This is a genomic window from Methylomagnum ishizawai (assembly GCF_019670005.1).
In the GTDB taxonomy this organism is placed as follows: domain Bacteria; phylum Pseudomonadota; class Gammaproteobacteria; order Methylococcales; family Methylococcaceae; genus Methylomagnum; species Methylomagnum ishizawai.
Genome location: NZ_AP019783.1, coordinates 4,003,987 through 4,026,257 on the forward strand (window position 1 = coordinate 4,003,987; position 22,271 = coordinate 4,026,257).

At 65.6% G+C, this 22,271-nt stretch carries 16 protein-coding genes and 2 pseudogenes; 4 read left to right on the forward strand and 14 right to left on the reverse strand.

The genetic code is table 11. The features are described from left to right. Positions 1 to 39: 39 nt before the first annotated feature. The 7 genes and pseudogenes from lnt to K5658_RS18055 all read right to left on the reverse strand — a co-directional run bounded on the left by lnt (position 40) and on the right by K5658_RS18055 (position 6,983). The gene (lnt, locus tag K5658_RS18030; protein ID WP_221064475.1) at positions 40 to 1,530 is read right to left on the reverse strand and encodes an apolipoprotein N-acyltransferase; all 1,491 of its coding nucleotides are present in this window, start codon (positions 1,528 to 1,530) and stop codon (positions 40 to 42) included. 14 nt (positions 1,531 to 1,544) lie between these two features. Next, on the reverse strand, positions 1,545 to 2,411 hold the full coding sequence (locus K5658_RS18035) for a CorC family transporter (RefSeq protein ID WP_221064476.1): 867 nt from the start codon (positions 2,409 to 2,411) through the stop codon (positions 1,545 to 1,547). Continuing rightward, the gene (gene ybeY / locus K5658_RS18040) at positions 2,408 to 2,878 is read right to left on the reverse strand and encodes an rRNA maturation RNase YbeY (protein WP_221064477.1); all 471 of its coding nucleotides are present in this window, start codon (positions 2,876 to 2,878) and stop codon (positions 2,408 to 2,410) included. The genes K5658_RS18035 and ybeY overlap by 4 nt, the downstream gene beginning before the upstream one ends. Continuing rightward, positions 2,875 to 3,174 (reverse strand): annotated as a pseudogene (locus tag K5658_RS23675) (PhoH family protein); the annotation flags it as partial. The gene ybeY and the pseudogene K5658_RS23675, both read right to left, overlap by 4 nt. A 1,080-nt stretch (positions 3,175 to 4,254) precedes the next feature. Further along, positions 4,255 to 4,938, reverse strand: a pseudogene (locus K5658_RS23685) (PhoH family protein); the annotation flags it as partial. Continuing rightward, positions 4,931 to 6,313 carry a tRNA (N6-isopentenyl adenosine(37)-C2)-methylthiotransferase MiaB gene (gene miaB / locus K5658_RS18050; RefSeq protein WP_221064479.1) on the reverse strand — a complete coding sequence of 461 codons (1,383 nt, stop codon included), beginning with the start codon at positions 6,311 to 6,313 and terminating at the stop codon, positions 4,931 to 4,933. The pseudogene K5658_RS23685 and the gene miaB, both read right to left, overlap by 8 nt. A gap of 130 nt (positions 6,314 to 6,443) precedes the next feature. Next, complete coding sequence (locus K5658_RS18055; protein WP_221064480.1) at positions 6,444 to 6,983, reverse strand: hypothetical protein; 540 nt, start codon at positions 6,981 to 6,983, stop codon at positions 6,444 to 6,446. 580 nt (positions 6,984 to 7,563) lie between these two features. On the opposite strand from K5658_RS18055, the gene K5658_RS18060 reads away from it, so the two are divergent. The 3 genes from K5658_RS18060 to K5658_RS18070 all read left to right on the forward strand — a co-directional run bounded on the left by K5658_RS18060 (position 7,564) and on the right by K5658_RS18070 (position 11,590). Then, complete coding sequence (locus K5658_RS18060; RefSeq protein WP_221064481.1) at positions 7,564 to 7,998, forward strand: hypothetical protein; 435 nt, start codon at positions 7,564 to 7,566, stop codon at positions 7,996 to 7,998. Positions 7,999 to 8,421: 423 nt separating this feature from the next. Next, a complete protein-coding gene (locus K5658_RS18065) occupies positions 8,422 to 10,500 on the forward strand; it encodes a hypothetical protein (protein WP_221064482.1) in 2,079 nt (692 codons plus the stop codon). Between the two features lie 322 nt (positions 10,501 to 10,822). Further along, the gene (locus tag K5658_RS18070; protein ID WP_221064483.1) at positions 10,823 to 11,590 is read left to right on the forward strand and encodes a hypothetical protein; all 768 of its coding nucleotides are present in this window, start codon (positions 10,823 to 10,825) and stop codon (positions 11,588 to 11,590) included. Between the two features lie 75 nt (positions 11,591 to 11,665). On the opposite strand, the gene K5658_RS18075 is transcribed toward K5658_RS18070, so the two are convergent. The 7 genes from K5658_RS18075 to K5658_RS18105 form a co-directional block, all read right to left on the reverse strand. Then, positions 11,666 to 12,115, reverse strand: coding sequence for a GNAT family N-acetyltransferase (locus tag K5658_RS18075; protein WP_221064484.1), 450 nt, complete (start codon positions 12,113 to 12,115; stop codon positions 11,666 to 11,668). 26 nt (positions 12,116 to 12,141) lie between these two features. Next, positions 12,142 to 13,032, reverse strand: a complete 891-nt coding sequence (locus tag K5658_RS18080) for a response regulator (protein ID WP_221064485.1) — start codon at positions 13,030 to 13,032, stop codon at positions 12,142 to 12,144. A 121-nt stretch (positions 13,033 to 13,153) separates the two neighbouring features. After that, positions 13,154 to 14,185, reverse strand: a complete 1,032-nt coding sequence (locus tag K5658_RS18085) for an HD-GYP domain-containing protein (protein WP_221064486.1) — start codon at positions 14,183 to 14,185, stop codon at positions 13,154 to 13,156. Positions 14,186 to 14,360: 175 nt separating this feature from the next. Beyond that, positions 14,361 to 18,200, reverse strand: a complete 3,840-nt coding sequence (locus K5658_RS18090) for a PAS domain-containing hybrid sensor histidine kinase/response regulator (protein ID WP_221064487.1) — start codon at positions 18,198 to 18,200, stop codon at positions 14,361 to 14,363. Between the two features lie 298 nt (positions 18,201 to 18,498). Continuing rightward, positions 18,499 to 19,002 (reverse strand): hypothetical protein, encoded by a 504-nt coding sequence (locus K5658_RS18095; protein ID WP_221064488.1) that lies wholly within the window; start codon positions 19,000 to 19,002, stop codon positions 18,499 to 18,501. A gap of 71 nt (positions 19,003 to 19,073) precedes the next feature. Beyond that, complete coding sequence (locus K5658_RS18100) at positions 19,074 to 19,976, reverse strand: sulfite exporter TauE/SafE family protein (protein WP_221064489.1); 903 nt, start codon at positions 19,974 to 19,976, stop codon at positions 19,074 to 19,076. 40 nt (positions 19,977 to 20,016) lie between these two features. Further along, the gene (locus tag K5658_RS18105) at positions 20,017 to 20,721 is read right to left on the reverse strand and encodes an MBL fold metallo-hydrolase (protein ID WP_221064490.1); all 705 of its coding nucleotides are present in this window, start codon (positions 20,719 to 20,721) and stop codon (positions 20,017 to 20,019) included. A gap of 328 nt (positions 20,722 to 21,049) precedes the next feature. On the opposite strand from K5658_RS18105, the gene K5658_RS18110 reads away from it, so the two are divergent. Then, complete coding sequence (locus tag K5658_RS18110; RefSeq protein WP_221064491.1) at positions 21,050 to 22,264, forward strand: molybdopterin-binding protein; 1,215 nt, start codon at positions 21,050 to 21,052, stop codon at positions 22,262 to 22,264. Positions 22,265 to 22,271: the final 7 nt, after the last annotated feature.

Below are 22,271 nucleotides of genomic sequence, written 5' to 3' on the forward strand. Positions count from 1 at the left end.
ACTGGGATTAAACCCCACCCCCCGGATTCTACTCCGCCATTAGGGGTGTTTCGGGGCCGCCCGCCGCCTACGCAATGCCGTTATCCCCAATACCAGCCCCACGCCCACCACCACCGGCCCATCCCCCCACAGCACATAGGGCGTCCGCCCCCGCATCGGCACGAAGCTGCCGGTGACCTCGGCCTCCTGGAATAAGGGGGCCGTGGCGGCGATGCGTCCCCGGTCGGTGATGAGCGCGGTCACGCCGCTGTTGGTGGCGCGGAGCATCCAGCGGCCCGTTTCCAGGGCGCGCATCCGCGCCATTTGCGCGTGCTGGTGCGGGGCGGCGGAATCGCCGAACCAAGCGTCGTTGGTGACATTGACCAGATAGGCCGCTGCCGGCAAACCCAGCAAGGATTCCTGGCCGAACACATCCTCGTAGCAAATCGAAGCCGCCAGCGGATAGCCCGCCGCCTTGAGCGGGATTTGGTCGTCCCCGCCCGCGCCGAAATCGGACAAGGGGATTTGGAGGATATCCAACACCCAGCCCAGCAGCGGACGCCAGGGCACATATTCGCCCAAGGGCACCAGATGCCGCTTGAAATAGAAGCCGGATGTACCGCCCAGCGCGACGATGGAATTGAAATAACGGTCCTGGGCCGGATCGTAATAGGGGATGCCGAGCAAAAGGTCGGTGCCGTGTTGCCGCGCCTCCGTTTCCAGGTCGGCGAGGAAGCTGTCCTTGATTTGCTGGTAGAACGCCGGGACCGCCGTTTCCGGCCAGACGACCAGTTGGGCGTCCCAATGCCGGCGGGTCAGGCCGGTATAGAGCGCCAGGGTTTCGCGCTGGAATTGCGGCTCCCATTTCCTGTTCTGCGGAATATTGCCCTGGAGCAGGGCGGCCCGGATCGGTGGCCCGGCGGCTTCGGTCCAATGCACCCGCTCCAAGGCCGCGCACAGCCCCAGGAACAAGACCAAGCCGATACTCGCCAACCGCCGCGGGCTCCCGGACAACCGGAACAACGCCAGCGCCCCGCCCGCCACCAGCGCCAGCGCCCAACCCACGCCATAGCTCCCGAACAGCGGGGCCAAGGCTCCCAAGGGCGTATCGATCTGGCTATAGCCGATTTGCAGCCAGGGGAACCCGGTCGGCAGCCAGCTCCTGAGCCAATCGGCCAGGGTATACGCCGCCGGCAACAGGACCAGCAGCTTGAACACCGGACCGTAGCCCCGCCCCAACCAGGCGGCCAGCCCACCCGCGAAGCCCGGATAGGGCGACCAGAACAACACGAACAACGCGGTCAAGCCGACCGCCTCGGGCACGCTGGCTCCACCGAACCGATGCATGCTGATATAGACCCAGGACGCCCCCACCCCGAACTGCCCCAGCCCGAACAGGAAACCCCGCCAGAACGCCCGCCCCGGCCCGGCCCGCCCCCACGCGGCGAACAACAGCATCAGCGCCACCACCGCCAGCGCGGGCTGGTCGTAGGGCGCGAAGGCGAAGGGCAGCAGCAAGCCGCCCGCGAGGGCCAGGAGGTCGAACAGCACGGGCGGGGTCGCTCTCAGTGGTGGGACTGGGAAGGTTCGGGCCGGTTGTCCGGCGACGGCAGCAGCACCAGCTTCAACAGATGGACGCGGCGGTTGTCCGAGCGCAGCACGATGAAGCGGAAAGGCCCGATCTCCACCTTTTCGCCGCGCTTGGGCACATGGCCGATATGGTGGACGATCAAACCGCCCACGGTGTCGAACTGGTCGTCGTTGAGGTCGGCCCCGAAGTACCGGTTGAATTCGTCGATGGGGGCCAGGGCCTTGAGGGTGAATTCGCGGTCGTTCTTGCGGAAGATATATTCCTCCTCGCCGAAATCGTGTTCGTCCTCGATCTCGCCGACGATCTGCTCCAGCACATCCTCGATGGTGACCAGCCCCGCCGCCGCCCCGTATTCGTCCACCACGATGGCCATATGGCTACGGCTGGAACGGAATTCCCGCAACAGCACGTTGAGCCGCTTGCTTTCCGGCACGAACAGGGCTTGGCGCATGATTTCCACAACCTTGCGCGAGCGGTCCTTGAGGCTGTGGATCAGGAGGTCCTTGACCAGGAGGACGCCGACGACCTCGGTGCGGTCCTCGCCGATGACGGGATAGCGGGAATGGGCGGATTCGGCGACCAGGGGGAAGATATCTTCGAGGGGGGCGTCTTGGGAGACGACGATCATTTGCGAGCGGGGGATCATGATATCGCGGACCCTTTGCTCGGACACCTGCATGACGCCTTCGATCATGCCCAGGGCTTCCGGGTCCAGGAGGTTGCGCTTCTGCGCCGCCCTCAGCAATTCCAACAAATCCTCCCGGTCCTCGGGCTGGCCCGACAGGAAATGACTTAGCCGTTCGAGCCAACTTCGGTGTTCGCCCGATTGCTCATCGCTCATGATTGCGTCGCCTCAGCGTCGTAGGGATTGGGAAAGCCTAATCGGTCGAGGATGGCGATTTCCTCGGCCTCCATGGCCTCGGCCTCGCCGTCCTCGATATGGTCGTAGCCTTGGAGGTGCAGCATCCCATGCACCACCATATGCGCCCAATGGGCCTCCGGGGCCTTGCCTTGCTCGGCCGCCTCGCGTTCGACCACGGCGGCGCAGACGACCAGATCGCCCAGGAAGGCGCCGTATTCCGCCTCGGGCAAGCCTTCCGGCGGCTCGAACGGGAAACTCAGCACATTGGTCGGGCCGGATTTGTGGCGGTAGGTCTGGTTCAACTCGGCGCTCTCGGCCTCGTCCACCACGCGGAGATAGACCTCGGCGTCCCCGTCCGGGGCGGCGGCCTCGGCCCAGCGTTGGAATTGCGCCGCGTCCGGGAGGGAGTCCGCCGTGCTGGCGTTCTCGATATCGATCTGGATCATAGCTCTTTCGGATGCGCCCGTTCGTAGGCTTCGTAGGCGGCGACGATGCGCTGCACCAGGGGATGGCGCACCACGTCCTGCGAGGTGAAGAAGGTGAAGCTGATGCCATCCACCTCCTTGAGGACTTCCAACACATGGCGGAGGCCCGATTCCTTGCTGCGCGGCAGGTCGATCTGGGTGATATCGCCGGTGATGACGGCCTTGGAACCGAAGCCGACGCGGGTCAGGAACATCTTGATCTGCTCGGTGGTGGTGTTCTGGGCCTCGTCGAGGATGATGAAGGAGCCGTTCAAGGTGTTGTGGGTGAGGATGAAATCGTCGGTGACATACAGGCTATCAGGGGCGGCGACCCGGATACATTGGGTCGGCACCGTCCCCGCCGGTTCGATAGCGCGGATAAACCGTACCGGACGCCCGCCGCCGTGTTCGGCATAACGCGCCGCCTTGCGCTGCAAGCGGAACGGCGGCATGCCTTCCGGCAAGCGGATTTCGAGGATATAGGCATCGGCACGGTGATGGACCGCCCTGCCCCGTGCCAAACCGGGCTTGCGGCCTTCGGCGAGGCGCACATGCCAATAAACCACCCCGCCCAAGGACCGTACCAAATCGATCACATCGTCGCGGAGGCGCGGAGAAGCGGTCGAATACTGCGCCCGGCAAGTCCGGCCTTCCTGGATGCAAGCCGTGCCATCGGTATCGAGCAAGCCCTGCAACACCGCCAACCGGACTTCCGCGCTATTGCGGAGATAGGCTTTGGGAATGAATTTGGTATTGGAGCGGGTGCCTTCCAAGCCCAGTGCCCGCAAAGCCAGCGTGGCCGGATTGGGAACCGCGCCACAACGCCCGCCATCGCCATACCTCAGCACATAATCGGTCCCGGCTTTATAGGCCAAGCGCACGCCCCAAGGCTCCAAAGCGGCATCGAGCGCGACCGCCAATTCGGGATCGGCGGTGGCGAAAGCGGGCGTGGTTTTGCCGGTGATGCAGCCATCGCCCAGCAACAAGCCCAAGGCATAGGGATCGAGCGGTACGGCCTGGACCGGGAAGGCCGCCGGGGCCGAGAGCAAAGGCAATTCATAGCGGTATTGATGGAAACACTTGAGGTTGCCGCGTAGCTCGGCGGTCCGCATGACCCGGTGGCCCTTGTTGCGGCGTTTGTCCGAGGCGGTCAGCACCGACCACAGATGTTCGCCACAGGCCAAAGTGGACGCGCCATCGGTCATCGTCACCCGGAACACTTCCTTCTCGCCCTGGGGATAGACGCCCAACACCTGGGTGGGCCTGCCGTCCGAACCGATCACCTCGTCGCCGGGTTCCAGATCGCCCATGGCCCGCCAGCCTTGCGGGGTCAGGACTTGGCTGGTGAGCGGCTGCGCCCGCCCGCGCATGAACGCCAGCGGCGCGACCTCGATCACATTGCGCTCGATCAGCTTGGCGACCCGCTCGAAGCCCAGCATCTCGTACAAGGCATCGTAGAGCGGACGCAGATAGGGATCGACCTTCTGCGCCATGTCGCCCGGCAGGAAGCCGAGCTTCTCGCCCGCCTCCACGGCGGGCCGGGCCAGGATCAAGCGCCGGACCTGCTCGGTTTCCAGCGCCTCGACGGCGGCGGCGACGGCCAGATAGGTCTTGCCGGTACCGGCCGGGCCGACCCCGAAATTGATATCGTGTTCCTGGATGCTCTTGAGGTAGCGCTGCTGGTTCGCGCCCTTGGGCTTGATGGTGCCGCGCTTGGTCTGGATGGTGACGGTCCCGGCGGGTTCCCCATCCTGCTTGAGCATGGCCGCGAGGTTGGCGTCCTGGAGCGAGAGATGCACCCGCTCGGGCGTGATGAGTTCGTGGCGGGCGGCGTCGAACAGGCTTTGGATCAACTTGCCCGCCGCCTGGGCGGGTTGGTTGGCCCCGATGATCTCGAAATGGTTGCCGCGGTTGGAGATTTCGACCCCGAGACGCCGCTCGATCTGGCGCAGGTGTTCGTCGAATTGGCCGCAGAGACTCGCCAGCCGGTCGTTGTCGGCGGGCTCCAAGGTGAGGTGCAAGGTGGAGAGTTGGTTATGCAAGTGTTGTAGTCGGATGGCGGGTTGCAGGAATGGAAAAATCGGGATCGTGGGTATCGACCCAGCGGCCCCGCAGCGAATTCGGTAGGGCTTCGGTAATCAGCACATCGACGAACTGGCCGATGAGCTTGGCGTTCCCCGAGAAATTCACCACGCGGTTGTTTTCGGTGCGCCCGGAAAGCTGCTCGTAGTCCTTGCGCGACACGCCCTCCACCAAGACCCGCTGCACCGTGTGCAGCATCCCGCGCGAAATATCGGCGGCCTGGGCGGCGATGCGGGCTTGCAGGCGGGCGAGGCGTTCGCGCTTCACCGCCACCGGCACCGTGTCCTCCATGGCGGCGGCGGGCGTACCCGGCCTCGGGCTGTAGAGGAAACTATAGGACTGGTCGAAGCCCAGGCGTTCGATCAAATCCATCGTGTCCTCGAAGTCCTGGTCGGTTTCGCCGGGGAAGCCCACGATGAAATCCGAAGACAGGCTCAAGCCCGGACGGGCGGCGCGGAGGCGCTCGATCTTGGCGATATAGTCCTCGCGGGTATGGCCGCGTTTCATCAGGCCCAGGATGCGGTTGCTGCCGCTTTGCACCGGCAAGTGTAGATGGCCCGCCAGCAGCGGGAGCTCCGCGTAGGCGTCGATCAGGCTGTCGCCGACTTCGTTGGGGTGGGACGTGGTGAAACGGATGCGGCCTATCCCTTCGATGGCGGCGACGTAGTTCAGCAACAGGCCGAAATCGGCGATATCGCCCTCGTCGGTCGCGCCCCGGTAGGCATTGACGTTCTGGCCCAACAGCACCACCTCGCGCACGCCCTGTTCGGCCAGGATCGCGATCTCGGCGATGACATCGTCGAGCGGGCGGCTGATTTCCTCGCCGCGGGTATAGGGCACCACGCAGAATGTGCAGTATTTGCTGCATCCTTCCATGATCGACACGAAGGCTTTCGGGCCTTCGGCGCGGGGTTCGGGGAGAGCGTCGAATTTTTCGATTTCCGGGAAGGAGATATCGATGGCGGGCTTATGCTGGGTACGGACCTGTTCCAGCAATTGCGGCAGGCGGTGCAGCGTTTGCGGGCCGAACACCAGATCGACGAAGGGCGCGCGTTTTTGCAGGGCCTCGCCTTCCTGGCTGGCCACACAGCCGCCGACGCCGATGACGACGCCGGGGCGCTTGTTCTTCAGGGGACGCCAGCGGCCCAATTCGGAAAATACCTTTTCCTGCGCTTTTTCGCGCACCGAGCAGGTATTGAGCAGGAGCACGTCGGCTTGTTCGGGATCGGTGGTGAGTTCGAACCCGTGGGACGCGTGGAGTACGTCGCGCATCTTGGCGGAATCGTACTCGTTCATTTGGCAGCCCAGGGTTTCGATATACAGTTTCTGTGTCATCAAGGTGCGAGCGGGGGTAGGCGATAACGCGATTCTACCAAATTTCGCCGCCTTCCCCCGCCCCCCGTCAAACCCCGGCGAATTCCGGGAAACGGACACCCCATCCAGGGCGATCCGCTCCCGCATTCCATCACGCCGCCGAGTCCCACAGGATTCTTAAGGGATTGACGAGGTTGGAGCCTTCCTGCACCAAGCGGGCTTCCGGATGCCGCGCGGCCATCAGCGTTTTGATGTCCTGCTCCCGCTGGCGGCGCACATCGACCAGGATCAGGTTTTGGCCGGCATCGATGGCGTCGTGGAACTTGGCGATGGCTTGATTTTCCCGCGCCAGCCCGGCCAAACCGCCGATCCAGGTGCCGAACATCGCGATGAAGCCGAAGATCACCAAGTACATGAAACCGCTGGTTTCCGGCCCGAACACTTCCATTTCCCTGGCGTAGAGGGTGGCGAAGAACGCCAGGACCACGCCTATAAGGGCACCGAATTCGGCGTGACACACCACATCCTGTTTATGGAACAGGTTGGCCCCGTGGATGTGGCGGCGATAAAGCCCCGCCTCATCCTTGCTGATGACATGGAAATTCCAATCGGTGATTCCCGCTTGATGGATATCGTTGGAGATCGCCTCGGTGCTGTCCAGGTTGTCGGTGAGATAGTACAAACGTTTCATAACCACCTCCGCGCTGCGCTTTCGCCATTGAAAGGGAAACAATCCGTTTCCCGCCAAAACCTTTTATTAACACCTGGATCGGCTGGCGTCAAGGCTTTCTTGGGTGGCGGACGCAAGCATGGCCTCGATTCCGAGTATCAAAAATCCGTCAAGTTTCAAGGCGATTATCCACCTTGCGGAGTGACAACGAGGTATGTCACAAATTGCATGGACGATAACCACTGCCCACGCCAACCAACACCGTGTTTCCATCTTGCCCACTTATCGAGGATCCGCGTATGCCCTGCCGTCTTTCGCGGTCGATAAACCGTGTATCGCCTCCAGAGCCCTGGCGCGCGAGCGCTATGGTGTTCGGCGAACCATGGTTGACAGTTCCAGCGGGCTTGAAGTTTCCAAATGATGGCGGGGCCGCGGGCATGGTTAGCACAATGCGATCACATGGCTTTCATATTGTTTTTCGCCGGGATTTTTCAAACATCAACCACCGGATTCAATATTAACCTGGGAGGACATCCTATCGGATTTGATCAATGGATACCGTACTTTCATAAACCGTATTTCAACCTATGGAGCAAGAATAATGAGCGACTACCATTACTCGAAACATATTTCGGGAGCGACGACCTACCACGAAGGGAGCTTGATTAATTGTTACGATGCCGATATCAGCGCCAGAGGCAGTTTCATACCCGCGCCCACCTTCACGGCGGAGGGATTTAATTGCGACACGAGCGCGAAAGTGGTCTCGGCAGGTTCCGCCACGGTAGTGATTGACCAACTGACCGCGGAAACGGTGGAATTCACGGTTCAGAGCTCGGCCACGATGCATATCAAGGCGCTTAACGTGAAGACGGCCACGATTTTGGTTGAGGCCAGCGCCACTTTGCAGATTGATGGCGGGCAGGTCGGCAATATAAGCGGCACGGTCCAGGGAGCCAGCACCGGGGTATGCAAAGCCGTGATCACCGGCAGGGACGACGTCCAGGTCAAAGACGCTTCGACCTGGAACGCTTGAATCCATAACCACCGCTGACGCATCGCCCGCGTGGGGCGGCGCTATCGCGCGTACGCCCCACCGTTACCGGCCAAGGGCTTCAGCCCGTGCCGGTGCGACCAGTACGGCGTAATCAGGCCCTTGGCCGGACTTCTTCCAGTCCTGGCCCCCCTCGCAACGGTCTTTCCACCCATAGGGCTGTGTCTTAAGCCACACATCAGTCCCATATCGCGCCAAATCCCATAGATACGGGTCGCCCACCAAAACAACCGGCCCCTGCCGCCGCCGAACCGCTCCGCCCCGCGCCTCCACCTTGGTGCGTTTATTGCTGTCGGATTGCCCACACTGGATGTATGGGATGGCCTCCTCCCGCCAACCCCGCCCCCGGCAGGGCGAACCCAGGTCCGCACCTCGTCCCAAGCCCCCCGAAACACTGATACGCCCATGAAGCACCACAAACTACTCGTCACCGCCGCCCTGGCCGGCCTTTGGGGTTTCGCCCTGTTCGGCCCGCGCAGCCCGGAACCCTTGTTCACCGGCCACGGCGACCCCGCCGCGCTGGGCCGCTTGTTCGACCGCTGGGCAGCGGGCCAGCGGGAAGACGGCAACCGGCGGATGGTCGTGGGGCTAGCGCCCACCTGGGCCTTGTCGAAAGCCACCGCCGCCGCGGGCGGACGGGCCACGCTGGACTTGGCCGATGGCTGGATGCGGGTCGAGGCCACCGGGCTTCCGGCGGGCACGGCCTACGAGGCTTGGCTGCTCGACCGCCACGCCCCGGCGCGGCCCGCCGCCTTCAAACTCGGCACCCTGGCCCCGGACGGCGCGGGATACGCGCTCTCCACCCGCCTGGACCGCGACCGCCAGGCCGGTTTCACCCTGGACGCCGTCGCCGTGGTCCGGGCCGGGGACGACCCCGCGGCCGCGGGCTTGTTGTCGGGTTCGCCCAGCCTGTTCCAACGGCTCCGCTACACCGGCCGGGACTGGGCGGCGGCGCGGATCGGCCCGCCCGGCGCGGACCAACCCCCGGCCCCCCCGGCCTTCGATTTCCTGCTGCCCAAAGTGGCGATGGCGGCCGGCGGCAACAAACCCAGCCTGGAACAGTTGATCGCCCAAGGCCACAGGCTGTTCACCAAGGAAACCTTCGGCGGCAATGGGCGGACCTGCGCCACCTGCCACCGTCCCGACCACAACCACACCATCGACCCCCAATACATCGCCAAACTGCCGCCCACCGATCCGCTGTTCGTGGCGGAAACCAACCCCGCCCTCAAGGACCTGGAGAAACCGGCCTTGCTGCGGCAATTCGGCCTGTTCCTCGCCAACGTGGACGGCTTCGACAAACCCGGCGTGATGCGCGGCGCCCCGCATTTGCTGGCCCTGTCCACCTCGCTCGGGTTCGAGACCAAGGCCATGGGCGGGGAATTCCAGGAGGATTCGGATTATTTCGAGCAGAGCGGGCGAACGGCCCAGGCCGTCGGTTGGTCGCAGGACGGCGCCCCGGATGGAGGTTCGTTGCGCGATTTCGCCAAGGGCGCGGTGCGCCAGCATCTGCCGCGCACGCTGGCGCGGATCGAGGGCGTGGATTTCCGCCTGCCCACCGAGGCCGAACTCGACGCCCTGGAAGCCTACATGCTGTCCCTGGGCCGCGATACCGAGGTGATCCTGGCCGCGCTGAAATTCAAATCGCCGGTGGTGGAACGCGGCAAGGCGCTGTTCGACCAGAAGCAAAACCCGGTGGACGCCGGCCAACAGCCGGTGTTCGGCCAGAGCGCCAATTGCAATGGCTGCCATATGAACGCCGGGGCGATGAGTTCGACCACCCTCGCCAACCCGACCCGCGACACCGGGGTCGAGCGGATGCGCGATCAACTCCATCATCTGGCCGACCCCACCGTGGCCTACGACGGCGGCTTCGGCCAGCAATTGCAGACCGATTGCGGCCCGGATTTCGACCGGGCCTGCTACAGCGACGGCAGCCTCGATCCACGCGGCGTCCGGCCCGCCGCCCACCCGCGCCTGAACCGCTTCAACACGCCCTCCCTGATCGAAGCCGCCGACACCGCCCCGTTCTTCCACAACAACAGCGTCGCCACCCTGGAAGAGGCGGTGGCCTATTACAACACCGACAGCTTCAACAATTCGCCCGGCGCGTTCACTTCCAAAGGGGCCAACCGCCAGACCCATATCGATTCCTCGCAGGTCCAGGCCGTGGCCTTGTTCCTGAGGTCCATCAACGCGCTGGAGAACATCCGCAGCGCCAACGCCCTCGACACCAAGGCCCTGGCCCTGCCGCAACCCCAGGCCGGGCAGATGGTCCATCTGGCGATGGCGGAAACCCAGGACGCCATCGAGGTGCTGCGCGGCGGGATGTTCATCCCGTTCCCGGACGCGCTCGCCAAGCTGGAACAAGCCTACCAGTTGCAAAAACAGGCCCGCCGGGAAGCCTCCGACGCCCCCCGCAACGACCTCCTGAACCAAGCCCTGGCCCTGCGGACGGCGGCGCGGGCCGACATGGTGGAATAAAGGTCGCCCGTGGCGGGACATCCGTGTCGTTTCCCCTTTGGGCCAAGCCCCCAGCGGCCCCGCCCTTCGGCGGGGTCCGCCCACACGATGCACGGCGGGTTGGATACGGCGTGCCATCGCTCCGGCCAGGCCGGGCTATGGGTTATAAGACACAATAAAACATGTGATTTATATGGATATAGGCCATCCTGCCCGGATCAAGCCCTTGTTTTATCAGCCATTACTAATGGTACGTTTCTTGTCATCTTAATGGGGACCAGGCCCGCGGGCCGAATGGCCCCGCTCCTGGCCTCCACATAACAATTTTTGCCTCGAGAAACCCATGAGCAAACATACCTTCCTTTGCGCTTCCGTTCTGGCCGCCGCCTCCGCGTTTTCCATGTCCGCCCAGGCCGGGAATCCCACGGTCTACCTGCTGCCGAGTTCCGGCGGCGTGGGCATCCCCTACCACCTGGGCTTCTACTTCGATGGCAGCGGCTCGGCCTCGGCCAAGAGCGACGACGTGCTGCCCGTCCTCGGCGATACGATCACCTCCACCGTGGGCAAGACCGCCTCCAAGTCCTGGTTCGGCGACCTCAACTACGACGCCAACGGCGACGGCGAGAAGACCCTGCTGGGCTGGACCCATAACAGCAAATGGGGCTTGGTGGACCTGACCGCCCTGCGCGCGGCGGGCTACAACCGCGCCACCGTGAGGATCACCGTGAGCCGCCTGGACGACGGCAACCACGACGTGGCCGACGCCGACGACGACTTGGTGCCCGCCACCACCGTATGGCGCGGCGTCGACCAGACCAGCGCCCAGAGCCACTGGTATCCCAACGCCTTCCAGCCCAACGAGAGCTACGAAGACCCGGTCGGCAGCGGCAACTACCGCAACTGGTGGTCGACCCTGGATGGCTATGGCTTGGAAGCCGTCAGCGCCACACCCATCTCCCCCCTCAAGAAAGTCATCGTTCTCCAGCCTTTCAAGTTGGATAAGAAGGACAACGCCATGAACGCGCTGACCTTCGTCATCGGCGGCAACGACTACTCGACCGCCAAGCACAGCGCGAACTTCCAGGTCCAGGTGGATGTGACCGCCAAGTAATCGCGCCCAGGCACCGCCCGGCACCTAACAGCCCGGGGTCCGGCCGCCGCGCCGACCGGACCCCGCAGGCTCCCTTCAAGCGGGATATTTCCTGAGCGCCACCAGTTCAGTACGTCCCCACCCCAAATGCCCATAGAACCCCAAAGCCGCCGCGTTATTGCGGTCGGCCAGCAATTGCAACCGGGTCCAGCCCTGCTCCACCGCCCAGGCCTCCGCCGCCGCCAACAACCGGCGGCCTATCCCCCGCCCCGCGTGATCCGGGGCCACCACCACATCCTCCACCCAGCCCACCGGCCCACCCTCGGCGGTGGACATCACCCCCTGCACCGAACACATGCCCACCACCCCGCCCCCGGACTCCGCCACCAGCACGCAATCCTTGGCGCTGGCGATCAAGAGTTCCAGGCCGCGCCGCTGTTTATCGGCGTCGCAGGCGAAATCGGCCTCGATGGCGAACAGGGTCGCGAGCAGGCGGACGAGTCCGTCCACATCGCGTGGCTCGGCGCGGCGGATCGATAGGTTCATGGGAATCCTGGGTTGGGTGGGAAGGGTTAGAGCTTGACCACGGCCTGCACGCTGCTGCCATCGCCGAGGTAGTCCAGTTGGTCGAAGCTGATCTTGCGGGCCAGGGCGATGCCCCGGCCATTGGGGTCGAAAATGCGCCCCGGATCGAAATCCAGGTATTTGTGCCAATCGAAGCCCGCGCCCTGGTCGCTGATGGTGAAGCACAGCCGGTCGGCCTCGCGTTCCACCACGACCTCGACCGTCTTGTCCAGGTGTTCCGGCAGGCCCAACCGCCGCTCGCATTCCGCCTGCAACCGCCCGGCCAGGATCAACTCGGATTTCTCCTGGTAGGAAATACCGAGATTACCATGCTCCACCGCGTTGATCAGCAACTCCTGCAAGCCCGCCGCCGCCCGCAAGGGCTCGGGGCAGGCCTGGGCCAGCCCCCCGGCCAACGCCTGCGCCTGCGCCAGGCTATGGAAGCGGAACCGCCCCGACTCCATGAACAGCAAGGTCCGTTCGGCCTTTTCCAGGGTTTCCCGCATCCGCCGGTAATCCCGGTATTGACCGACGGCGGCGTTGACGATGGCGAGCAGGACATCGGGTTGGAACGGCTTGGTCAGATAATAATAAGCCCCCCGGTCCAACCCCTCCTGGATACTCTTGGCATCGTTGCTGGAGGTTTCCATCACCACCGGAATCTGGCTGAGCTGGGCCGTGGTTTTGATCCGCTGCAATAATTCCATGCCGCTGATCCCCGGCAATTCCCGGTCCAGCAGGATGGTTTCATAAGGCGGATCGCCCCCCCGCAACAAGGCCCAGGCCTGTTCCCCATCCGCCACGGCGCTCACCTGGATACCCCTTGAACCAAGGAATTCGGTGATGATGGTGGCGATGATTTCCTCATCCTCGACCAAGAGTACGTGTGCGGCTGTCATGGCATGTTCCTGTGATTGGGTCCGGGGTTCGCGGAAGGCAGGGCCAAGGGATCGTCAAAGAATGTGCAGGGAGGACTATATCCATTCCATATACCGACAAAATACCCCGACGCAAAACACCCTAGCGGCTATCTGGATACCACGTCCAGATCCTGAGCAATTCCGGCATCAATTCGGCGAAGAGCGGCACCAGGGAGGGGTCGAAAGCCTGCCCCGCCTGGGCTCGAATATAGGCCATGGCGTCCTCGGGACTCCAGGCCCGTTTATAGGGGCGGACGCTGCTCAAGGCATCGTAGACATCGGCGATGGCGCAAATCCGGCCCTCGATGGGGATCGCCCCGCCCGCCAACCGCCGCGGATACCCCGTCCCGTCCCAACGCTCGTGATGGGTCAGGGCCACGGCGTGGGCCATGCGCAACAGGTCGGAATCATGGTGGCCGATGATCTCCGCGCCGATCAAGGTATGGGTCTGCATCACCGTCCATTCGTCGGGGTCCAGCTTGCCCGGCTTGAGCAGGATGCGGTCGGGGATGCCGATCTTGCCGACATCGTGCATGGGCGCGGCCTGCATCAGCAGTTCCGCCTCGGCCTCGGGGAAACCCGCCGCCAGGGCCAGGCGATGGGCCGCGTGGCTCATGCGGATGACATGCATCCCGGTTTCATTGTCGCGGTATTCGCTGGCCCGCCCCAGGCGGCGCACGATCTCCAGCCGGGTCTCCCGCAACTGCCGGGTGCGTTCCTGGACGCGGGCTTCCAGGGCGAGGTTCTGGCTGCGCAGGTCGAGATGGATGCGCACCCTTTGCCGGACGATGGCGGGATGGCTGGATTTGCGGAGATAGTCCACCGCCCCCAGGGCCAAGCCTTGTTCCTCGTCGCTCTCGCCGGCCTTGGCGGTGATGAAGATCACCGGAATGCCCCGGGTGAGCGGGTCGGCCTTCAGGCGGCGGCAGACCTCGTGGCCGCCCATCCCCGGCATCACCACGTCCAACAGGATCAGGCCGGGGGCGGGGTCGCCGCGCGCCAGGCGCAGGGCTCCGGTCCCGTCGGTGGCGAAGACGACCCGGTAATGCGGGCTGAGTATCCCCGCCAGAATATCGATATTGCCTGGGATATCGTCGACCACCAAAATGGTTTCAGCGAAGACCGGCCCCATGGATTCATACTCCCGCCCCAGAACACCCCGAGCGCCGCAGGAATACCGGGAATTCCGCCAAGAACCGCTGTTGGGGAGGGGTCAGAAATACCTTTTCCCGGACGCGGGCCTCGGCTTACCCCCAGGTGAATCCAACGGAACCGGAAAGCCAATACCGGCAAAAACCCCGACATTTTCAAATTTCAAGCATAGTAACTTTTCGCAGGAGCGTCAGGGCCCCCTCGAAGTCGTAGCGGTCCAGGCAGTGTTGGATCTCGGCGACCGCGCCGCCATCCAGTTGGCTGGACAACAGCGGCGACAACTCCTTGAAACAGGCGATGGCCGCAACATCGTGGGCCAGCAACAGCGCCGCCAAACGCCCGGATTCGGCCCGCAGGCGCGTCCGGTCGGGCGGTCCAGTCCCGGCGGAATCCCGCCCGTCTTCCTCCAAAACCGCCAAGCCCCGTGTCACGCCGCCCAGTTCTTCGCAGAGCGCCCGCAGGTCTTCCGCCACGGCGGCGGTGGGCCCATCACCGGCCAGGGCGGTCTCCAAGCGCGCCGCCAATTCGCCCAGGGGCTCGGCCCCCAACGACTTGGCCACGCCCTTGAGGGAATGCGCCAGGCGCCGGGCGGTGCCGAATTCCCCGGCGTCCAGCGCGGCCCGGCAATCGCGCTCGAAATCGCGGCCATGGCTATCGCGGAATTTACGCAACAGGCGCAGGTAAAGCGGCGGGTTGCCGCCGGTGCGCCCCAAGCCGGCCTGGAGGTCGATGCCGGGCAAAACCGCGGGCAGGGCCGGCGGTTGGACGGAACCGGCGGCGGAGGGCGGTGCGTCCGCCGGCACGCCGCCCCGCGCCCTGGGCTTCACCCATTGCGCCAGCGCCCGGATCAGCTGGGGAATATCCACCGGCTTCGACAGATAGGCGTTCATCCCGGCCTCCAGGCAGCGCTCGCGGTCATTGGCCATGGCGTGGGCGGTGAGCGCGATGATCGGCAGTTCCCGCAGATGGGCCTGCTTGCGCAGTTCGCGGGTGGCCTCGTAGCCGTCCATGATCGGCATCTGGCAATCCATCAGCACGGCCTCGGGCACGGCCCGCGCCACCGCCCGCAGCGCCTCGCGGCCATTCCCGGCCACGCGGGGCCGCATCCCCAGGTTTTGCAGGATATCCGCCATCATTTCGCGGTTGATCTCGGTATCCTCGACCAGGAGGATATCGGCCCCGGCCAGGGGCGCGGCCAGCTCGACGAGGGTGTCGCCGCCGCCGGGCGCCTCGCGGACGGGCTCCCGCGCCAGGCCCAGGCGGCCGCGCAGGGTTTCGCGCAAATGGCCGGACATGACCGGCTTGGCGAGCGCGGCCCCGCCCCCTTCCCAGGTCGGCGGGACCGCCGCAGGTGCGGCCATGGGGACGAGGTGCGTGATCGCGCCCGACCCGAGCCGGCGGCAAAACCGGCGGAGGCTTTCCACCCCGTCCAGGCCGGGCGGGTCCAGAGCCACCAAGGCGAACAGGTACCCCGGCGTTCCGCCGCCGGCCACCGCCGCCAAGGCGGCGGCGGTGGAGGCATGGGCATCGACCGCCATGCCCAGCGCGGCCAGTCGCTTCGCCAGCACCCGGCGGACGGTGGCGCTACCGTCGATGAGCAAGGCCCGCCGCCCCCGGCACTGCGCCCGCCACGCCTCGGGCCGGGGCGCGGCCTCCCGCCCCGGCAACCCCAGGCGCACGGTGAAATAAAAAGTGCTGCCCCGGCCGAACACGCTGTCCACCCCGATCCGTCCGCCCATGCTTTCCACCAGGCGCTTGCTGATGGCCAGCCCCAGCCCGGTGCCGCCGAAACGCCGGGTGGTCGAGGAATCGGCCTGGGAAAAGGCCGAGAACAACACGGCCCGATGCTCCGGGGTCAGGCCGATACCCTGGTCGCTCACCGCCACCCGCAACTCCACTTCCCGCCCGTGGTGGGCTTCCAAGTCCAGGGCCACCACCACTTCGCCGCGTTCGGAAAACTTGATGGCGTTGCCGACCAGGTTCACCAGGATTTGCCCCAGCCGCAAGGGATCGCCCACCAAGACCTGGGGCAGGTTGTCGTCGGTGTCGAAGATCAGTTCCAAACCCCGCTCCATGGCCTGGCCGGCCAACAGGGTGGCGAGGTTGTCCAGCACCGGCTCCAGGCTGAATTCCATGGTCTCCAGGGTCAGCTTGCCGGCCTCGATCTTGGAGAAATCCAGGATGTCGTTGATGATCCTGAGCAGAGAATCCGCCGCCCGCCTGATTTTCTCCAGGTAACCGTGCTGGCGCTCGCCCGACCCGGTCGCGAGGCATAGATCGGCCAGCCCCAGGATGGCGCTCATGGGCGTGCGGATTTCGTGGCTCATATTGGCGAGGAACACGCTTTTGGCGCGGCTGGCCTCCTCGGCCTCGGCGGCGCGGCGCGTCAGTTCGGCGTTGAGCTGGGCGATCTCCTGGTCGCGGGCCTTGCGCTCGCGGTTGTCGAACAGGATCGAGCGGCTCATCAGATAAGCCCCCGTGGCGTCGCGCACCGCCGTGGCGCTCAACAGCACGGGCAAAACGCCGCCATCCTTGCACACCAGGTCGTATTCCAGGTCCTTGACCCGCCCGGTGCGCTTGAAGCCAGGAAAGGTGGCGCGGAACAATTCGACGCTGGCGGGAACCAGGAATTCGGCGAAATTCCTGCCCAACACCTCTTCGCGCCCATAGCCCAACCAGGCCAGCTCGGTATCGTTGACCGCCATGAAGGTGCCGTCCGGTCCCAGCGAGTGGTAGCCGCAGGGGGCGTTGTTGTAGAGGTCGGCGATTTCCTCGGCGTGGACCAGGAGGGCGCGGTTGGCCTCGCGCAACTGCTCGGTGCGCTCGGCCACCAAATGCTCCAGGTGGTGGTGGTGGCGGTCCAGTTCCTCGATCATGCGGTGGCGCTGGGTGACATCGCGCACGATGCCGACCACCCGGTAGACCCGGCCCGCCGCGTCCCGCACCGGGGAACCCATATCCTTGACCCAGCGGATATCGCCGTCGGGGCGGACGATGCGGTATTCGATATCGAAGCGCCCGGCCTTCAACCCCGCCACGAACTCGCGCCGGACCCTGGGCTGGTCCTCGGGATGGACCGCTTGGAACCAAGCTTCGGAATCTTGGTACAGGGTTTCCCTGGACAGGCCGCTGATGGCCTCGAACGCCGGGCTGACATAGGCCACCCGCCGCTCCGGCCATTCGGTGATCCAGAAAATATCCGGCACCCGCTCGGCGAGCTGCCGGAACCGCTCCTCGCTTTCGCGCAAGGCCCGCTCGGCGAGCTTGCGCCCGCTGATGTCGCGACAGATGGTGAATATCGCCGGCTGGCCGCGCCAGGCCGAGGGGATGCCCAGGATTTCCACATCGTAGACCTTGCCATCCTTGCGCCGGTGGCGGGTCTCGAACAATTGTTGCTGATCGAAGGAGTTGGCGAAATGGGCGAACAAAGCTTCCCGCGTCCGCCACCGGTCGTCCCAGGACCAAACCGGCATCCCGACCAATTCCTCCTGCGTATACCCCAGCATGGCGGTGAAGCGGGCATTGGCCTCGATCACCCGGCAGTCGGTATCGAGGACCGCGATACCGTCCTGCGATTGTTCGAACAGGATGCGCTTACTCTCCGCCTCCTCCACCAGGGCCAACTCGGCCAGCACCCGCCCCGTGATCTCGGTGTGCGATACCAGCGCCCCGCCCCGCTCCGAACACAGGGGCGAGACGTTCATCAGGAACCAGCGGCGCTGGACGGGCGAATGGCAGGGATATTCCATCGAAAAGCCGGGGCTTTCCCCGCGCAGCACGGCCAGGATACCGGCGCGGGCCGCTTCGGCCTCCTGGGCATCGCCGAAGCCATCGCCCCCCGAGCAGGCGGCGCAAGCCGCCAGATAATCGGTCCCGACCCAAGCCGCCGCGTCCGGGCGGGAATCGCGGCCATTGTCCTGGCCGAAGCGCACCCAAGGCTCGTTGACCGCGACGATGATGCCATCGCGGTCCAGCACGGCGATATGGGCCGGCATGGAATCCACGATGGCGCGGCAAAGCCCCAGTTCCCGCCCGAACGGACCGGGATGCTCCGGCGGGGTGCTCGGCAGCCCTGGGGAAGGAGGTTGTGGCGCGGGGGGAGGCGAACCGGGGCCGCTGTTCATAGGGAGGGGGATAAGGGGTTCGGAACCCCTGGAAGCATAGCCAATCCCGGCGGGAAAGGTGTGGCGCGGCGACGGACGGGACCGCCGCCGACGGCCCCGTCCGCGCCCAAGCCTGGCTTGGGCGCGGGGGTTGGGAAGCCCGGCTTCCGCTCCGCCGACCGGGCCGGGCCTAATGCCAGCCGCCGTATTGCTTGGTGGGATCGCCCTTGAAACCCGCCGAGCCGCCGGAACCGCCCGAACTTTTGCGCTGGGCGATGGCGGCCCCGGCGGCCTTGGCGAGGTTGGCCTCGGTCAGCCCGCCCAGGCCCAGGGCGGTATCGACCACCAGGGTGGTGACGGGGCTGATATCCTGGTCGGCGGCCAGATCGCTGGTGACGGCGGCTTTCAACGGAGCCGCGGCCCCCGCCGCCGTGGCGCTCAACACCACGGGATAGGCCGTGCCCGCCGGGATTTTCAGGCTGTAATGGGCGTCGCCGCCGATGTCGGCCTGGGCCACCACGGTGCCGTCGCGGTCCTTGGCTTCGATATGGCCCTGGTTGGCCGGTCCATCGTCGGTGAGGACCAGCCCCGCGATCCTGGCCTCGCCGCCGCCCGAGGCTCCGGGCGTGGAGGCGGGACCGCAGGCGGCCAGGGACAAAGCCAGGGCGATGCAGGAAAAGAGTCTGGTATTCATGGGTCTGGTGCTATGCGAAAGATCGTTATGCTTATGGAAGCGGAGCGGGAAACGCCCCGCGCCTCGGGGCGTCAACGCGCCTGCCCGCCCAGGGGGCGGTGCTGATGGATCAAGCCCCGCAGCCAATATAACGCCAAGATGGCGAGGGCGGTCATCAAGCCCCAGAAGAAATCCCGATGCTCCAGCACCACCCGCCGGACCTCGTCCACCACCGCCCAACTCAATTCGCGGTGGAGCAGATAGGCGGCGATGGCGATGACGAACACCCCGAAGCCGCGCCTGAGCGCATTGCCGCTGATCCGCTTGGAAAGCCAGCCGCCGACCACGCTCCCCACCACCGCCGCCCCGGTGAACAGCATCACCAAATGCGGATCGAAGCTGACATGGCTGGCGTAGCCCGCCAGCGCCGCCGCCGAATTCATGGCGATGACCAGGAGCGAAGTCCCCACCGCCGCGTGCATGGGCAAGCCGCCCAGCAGGTTCAAGGCCGGCACGATCACGAAACCGCCGCCCACCCCGACCAGCCCGTTCAAAGCGCCGACCAGGAAGCCATCGAACAGCACGGCGGGCACGTTCAGCCGCCTGGGGCAGATCGGCCCGCCGGTATGGGGCTGGGTTTCGCGCCCCCGGCCCTTGAGCATCGCCGCCGCCGTCGCCAGCATGACCAGGGCGAACAGCAGCAATAAAATATGCCCCGGCACATAGGCCGCCAGCCGCCCGCCGCCATACGCCCCCGCCATCCCGGCCAGCCCGAAGCCATAGCCGTTCTTCCAACAGACCCGCCCGCCCCGCGCGTGGCCCACCACCGCGACCAGGCTGGTCGTCCCCACCACCACCAGCGAGGTCGCGATGGCGGTCTTGGAATCGAGCCCCGCCACGTAGACCAGCACCGGCACCGTCAGGATCGACCCGCCGCCGCCGAGCAGCCCCAGCAACAAGCCGATCACCCCCGCCAAACCCAGCATCAAGCCCATATCCACCTCCGGCTCCCCGGTCGGCCATCAAGGCAAGCCATCACCCCTGGCGCGGCACGGGTGCCCGGCCACAGGCCTGGTTGGCGGGCAGGGCTTGGTCGATGTACTTGGGATAGGGCAAATCCAAAGCCCGCATCAGGGCGATGAATGCCTCGCGGGTCTTGCCGCCGCCGAGCCGGGGATTCTTGGCCTGTTCCTGGCCGATGGTGGAGACGGTATTGCCCGCGTAATCATGGCCGGGATAGACCAGGGTATCGGGCGGCAAGGTAAAGAGCTGGCGCTGGATGCTGTCGTACAAACGCCCGGCGTCGCCCTGCTGGAAATCGGTGCGTCCGCAACCGCCGATGAACAAGGCGTCGCCGGTGAACACCCGGTCGGCCATGGCGTAGCTGACGCAGCCGCCGGTATGGCCGGGCGTGTGCAGCACCCGGAATTCCAGGTCGCCCACCTGCAAGGGCACGCCATCGGTGACCAGGAGGTCGGCGCACATCGCCCCGGCGTCGCGGTGGACCACGCTCTTGCTGCCGAAGCGCTCGCGCAACAGGCCGGACGCGGTGATGTGGTCGGCGTGGACGTGGGTTTCCAGGGTATAGACCAGGGTCAGGCCGAGTTCGGCCAGCAAGCGGGCGTAGGTTTCCAACTCGCTGGCGACGGGATCGATCAAGACCGCGCGGCGGGTGCGTTCGCAGCCCAAAAGGTAGGTGTAGGTGCAGGTATCGGCTTCGAATAGCTGGCGGAAGATCATGGTGCTGCTCCGATGGGGTGGGCCTGTGGCGACAGGCGGCGCTGATGGTGGAGAAAGAGACAAGCTCCGTGCCAAAGCCCGGCGCGGCGTGGAACCGGGAATCCGGCCAATGATCGATGGGATGGGATGGCGGGAGAAAAGGGGCATGACTCGTTTCAATATGTTTCCTACGCAACGCTGCGCAACGCCATCCGCGTTTCATGCGACGGGCCGGGCCTTTCACTATCATCCCGCTTGGGCCTGGAGCGGTACCCCGCCCTCCATGCTGGCCCACATGCAGCGCATACAGGATAATCCAGCTCTCCATAGCCCATCCCCATAGCACGCCATGACCCCACCCCAAGCCGAAATCTTCTCCCAAGGCGACGAAGTCGTCACCGGCGAAATCGCCGACACCAACGCCGCCTGGCTCTCGCGCGAACTGGTGCCGATGGGCTTCCAAGTCGCCCGCCACAGCGCCGTGGGCGACCGGCTCGACGCCCTCGTCAACCTCCTGCGCGAAATCTCGGCCCGCGCCGACCTCTGCCTGTGCAGCGGCGGCCTGGGGCCGACCTGCGACGACCTCACCGCCGAGGCGGTCGCCCGCGCCTTCGACCTGCCCTTGCGGGAAGACCCGGAAGCTTTGCATCAGATCGAAGCCTTCTTCGCCCGCTCGGGCCGGCCCATGCCCGCCGTCAACCGCAAGCAGGCTTGGCTGCCCCAAGGTGCGGAACGGCTGGACAACCGCTGGGGCACGGCTCCCGGCTTCGCGGTGCAAGCCGGGCGCTGCCGCTTCGTGTTCATGCCGGGCGTGCCGGGCGAAATGAAAGCCCTATTCGGCCAGTGGGTGAAACCGGATTTGGCGCGGCGCTACGCCCTGAACCCCGAAAAGCTGGTGATCCTCCGCACCGTCGGCGTGGGCGAATCGGCCTTGCAGGAATTATTGGAGCCGGTGGAACTGCCACCCGGCGTGCGGCTGGGTTTTAGGGCCGGTGGGCCGGAGAACCAAGTGAAGCTGCTGTTCCCGGCGGATTGCCCGGAGGAGCAACGGGAAGCCACGGTGCGGCGGGCCATGGCGGCGATTGGGGAAGCCGTTTACGCCATCGGCGGCGACGAAGAACCCGACAGCGGCCTCGAAGCCGTGGCCGGAAAGAATCTCGACGCCCGCCGCGCCAAGCTGTTCATCGTCGAGGCGGCGAGCGGCGGGCTGTTGGCGAGCCGCTGCGCGGGGCGGGAGTGGCTGCTGGGTACGCTGGCCGCGTCCCAACCGGAAACCCTGCACCGCTGGCTGGGCGGGAAACCGGAAGGCGACGGCCCGCGTGTCGCCGCCACCCTGGCCGTGATGGCCCTGGCGCGGAGCGGGGCGGATTTCGCGCTGGCGCAATTCGCCGAGCCGGACGCGCTCAAGGAAGATTCCGGCCCCGCTGCGGTGCATTTCGCACTGGCCGGATCGAACCGGCTGTGGCAGGAAAGCCGGACGGTTTCGGGCAATCCGCAACGCAAGCGGCTGGGTGCCGCCGCGTTGGCTTTGGATTTCTTGCGCAGGCGCTTGCCCGGCGGGTGAACCCGCC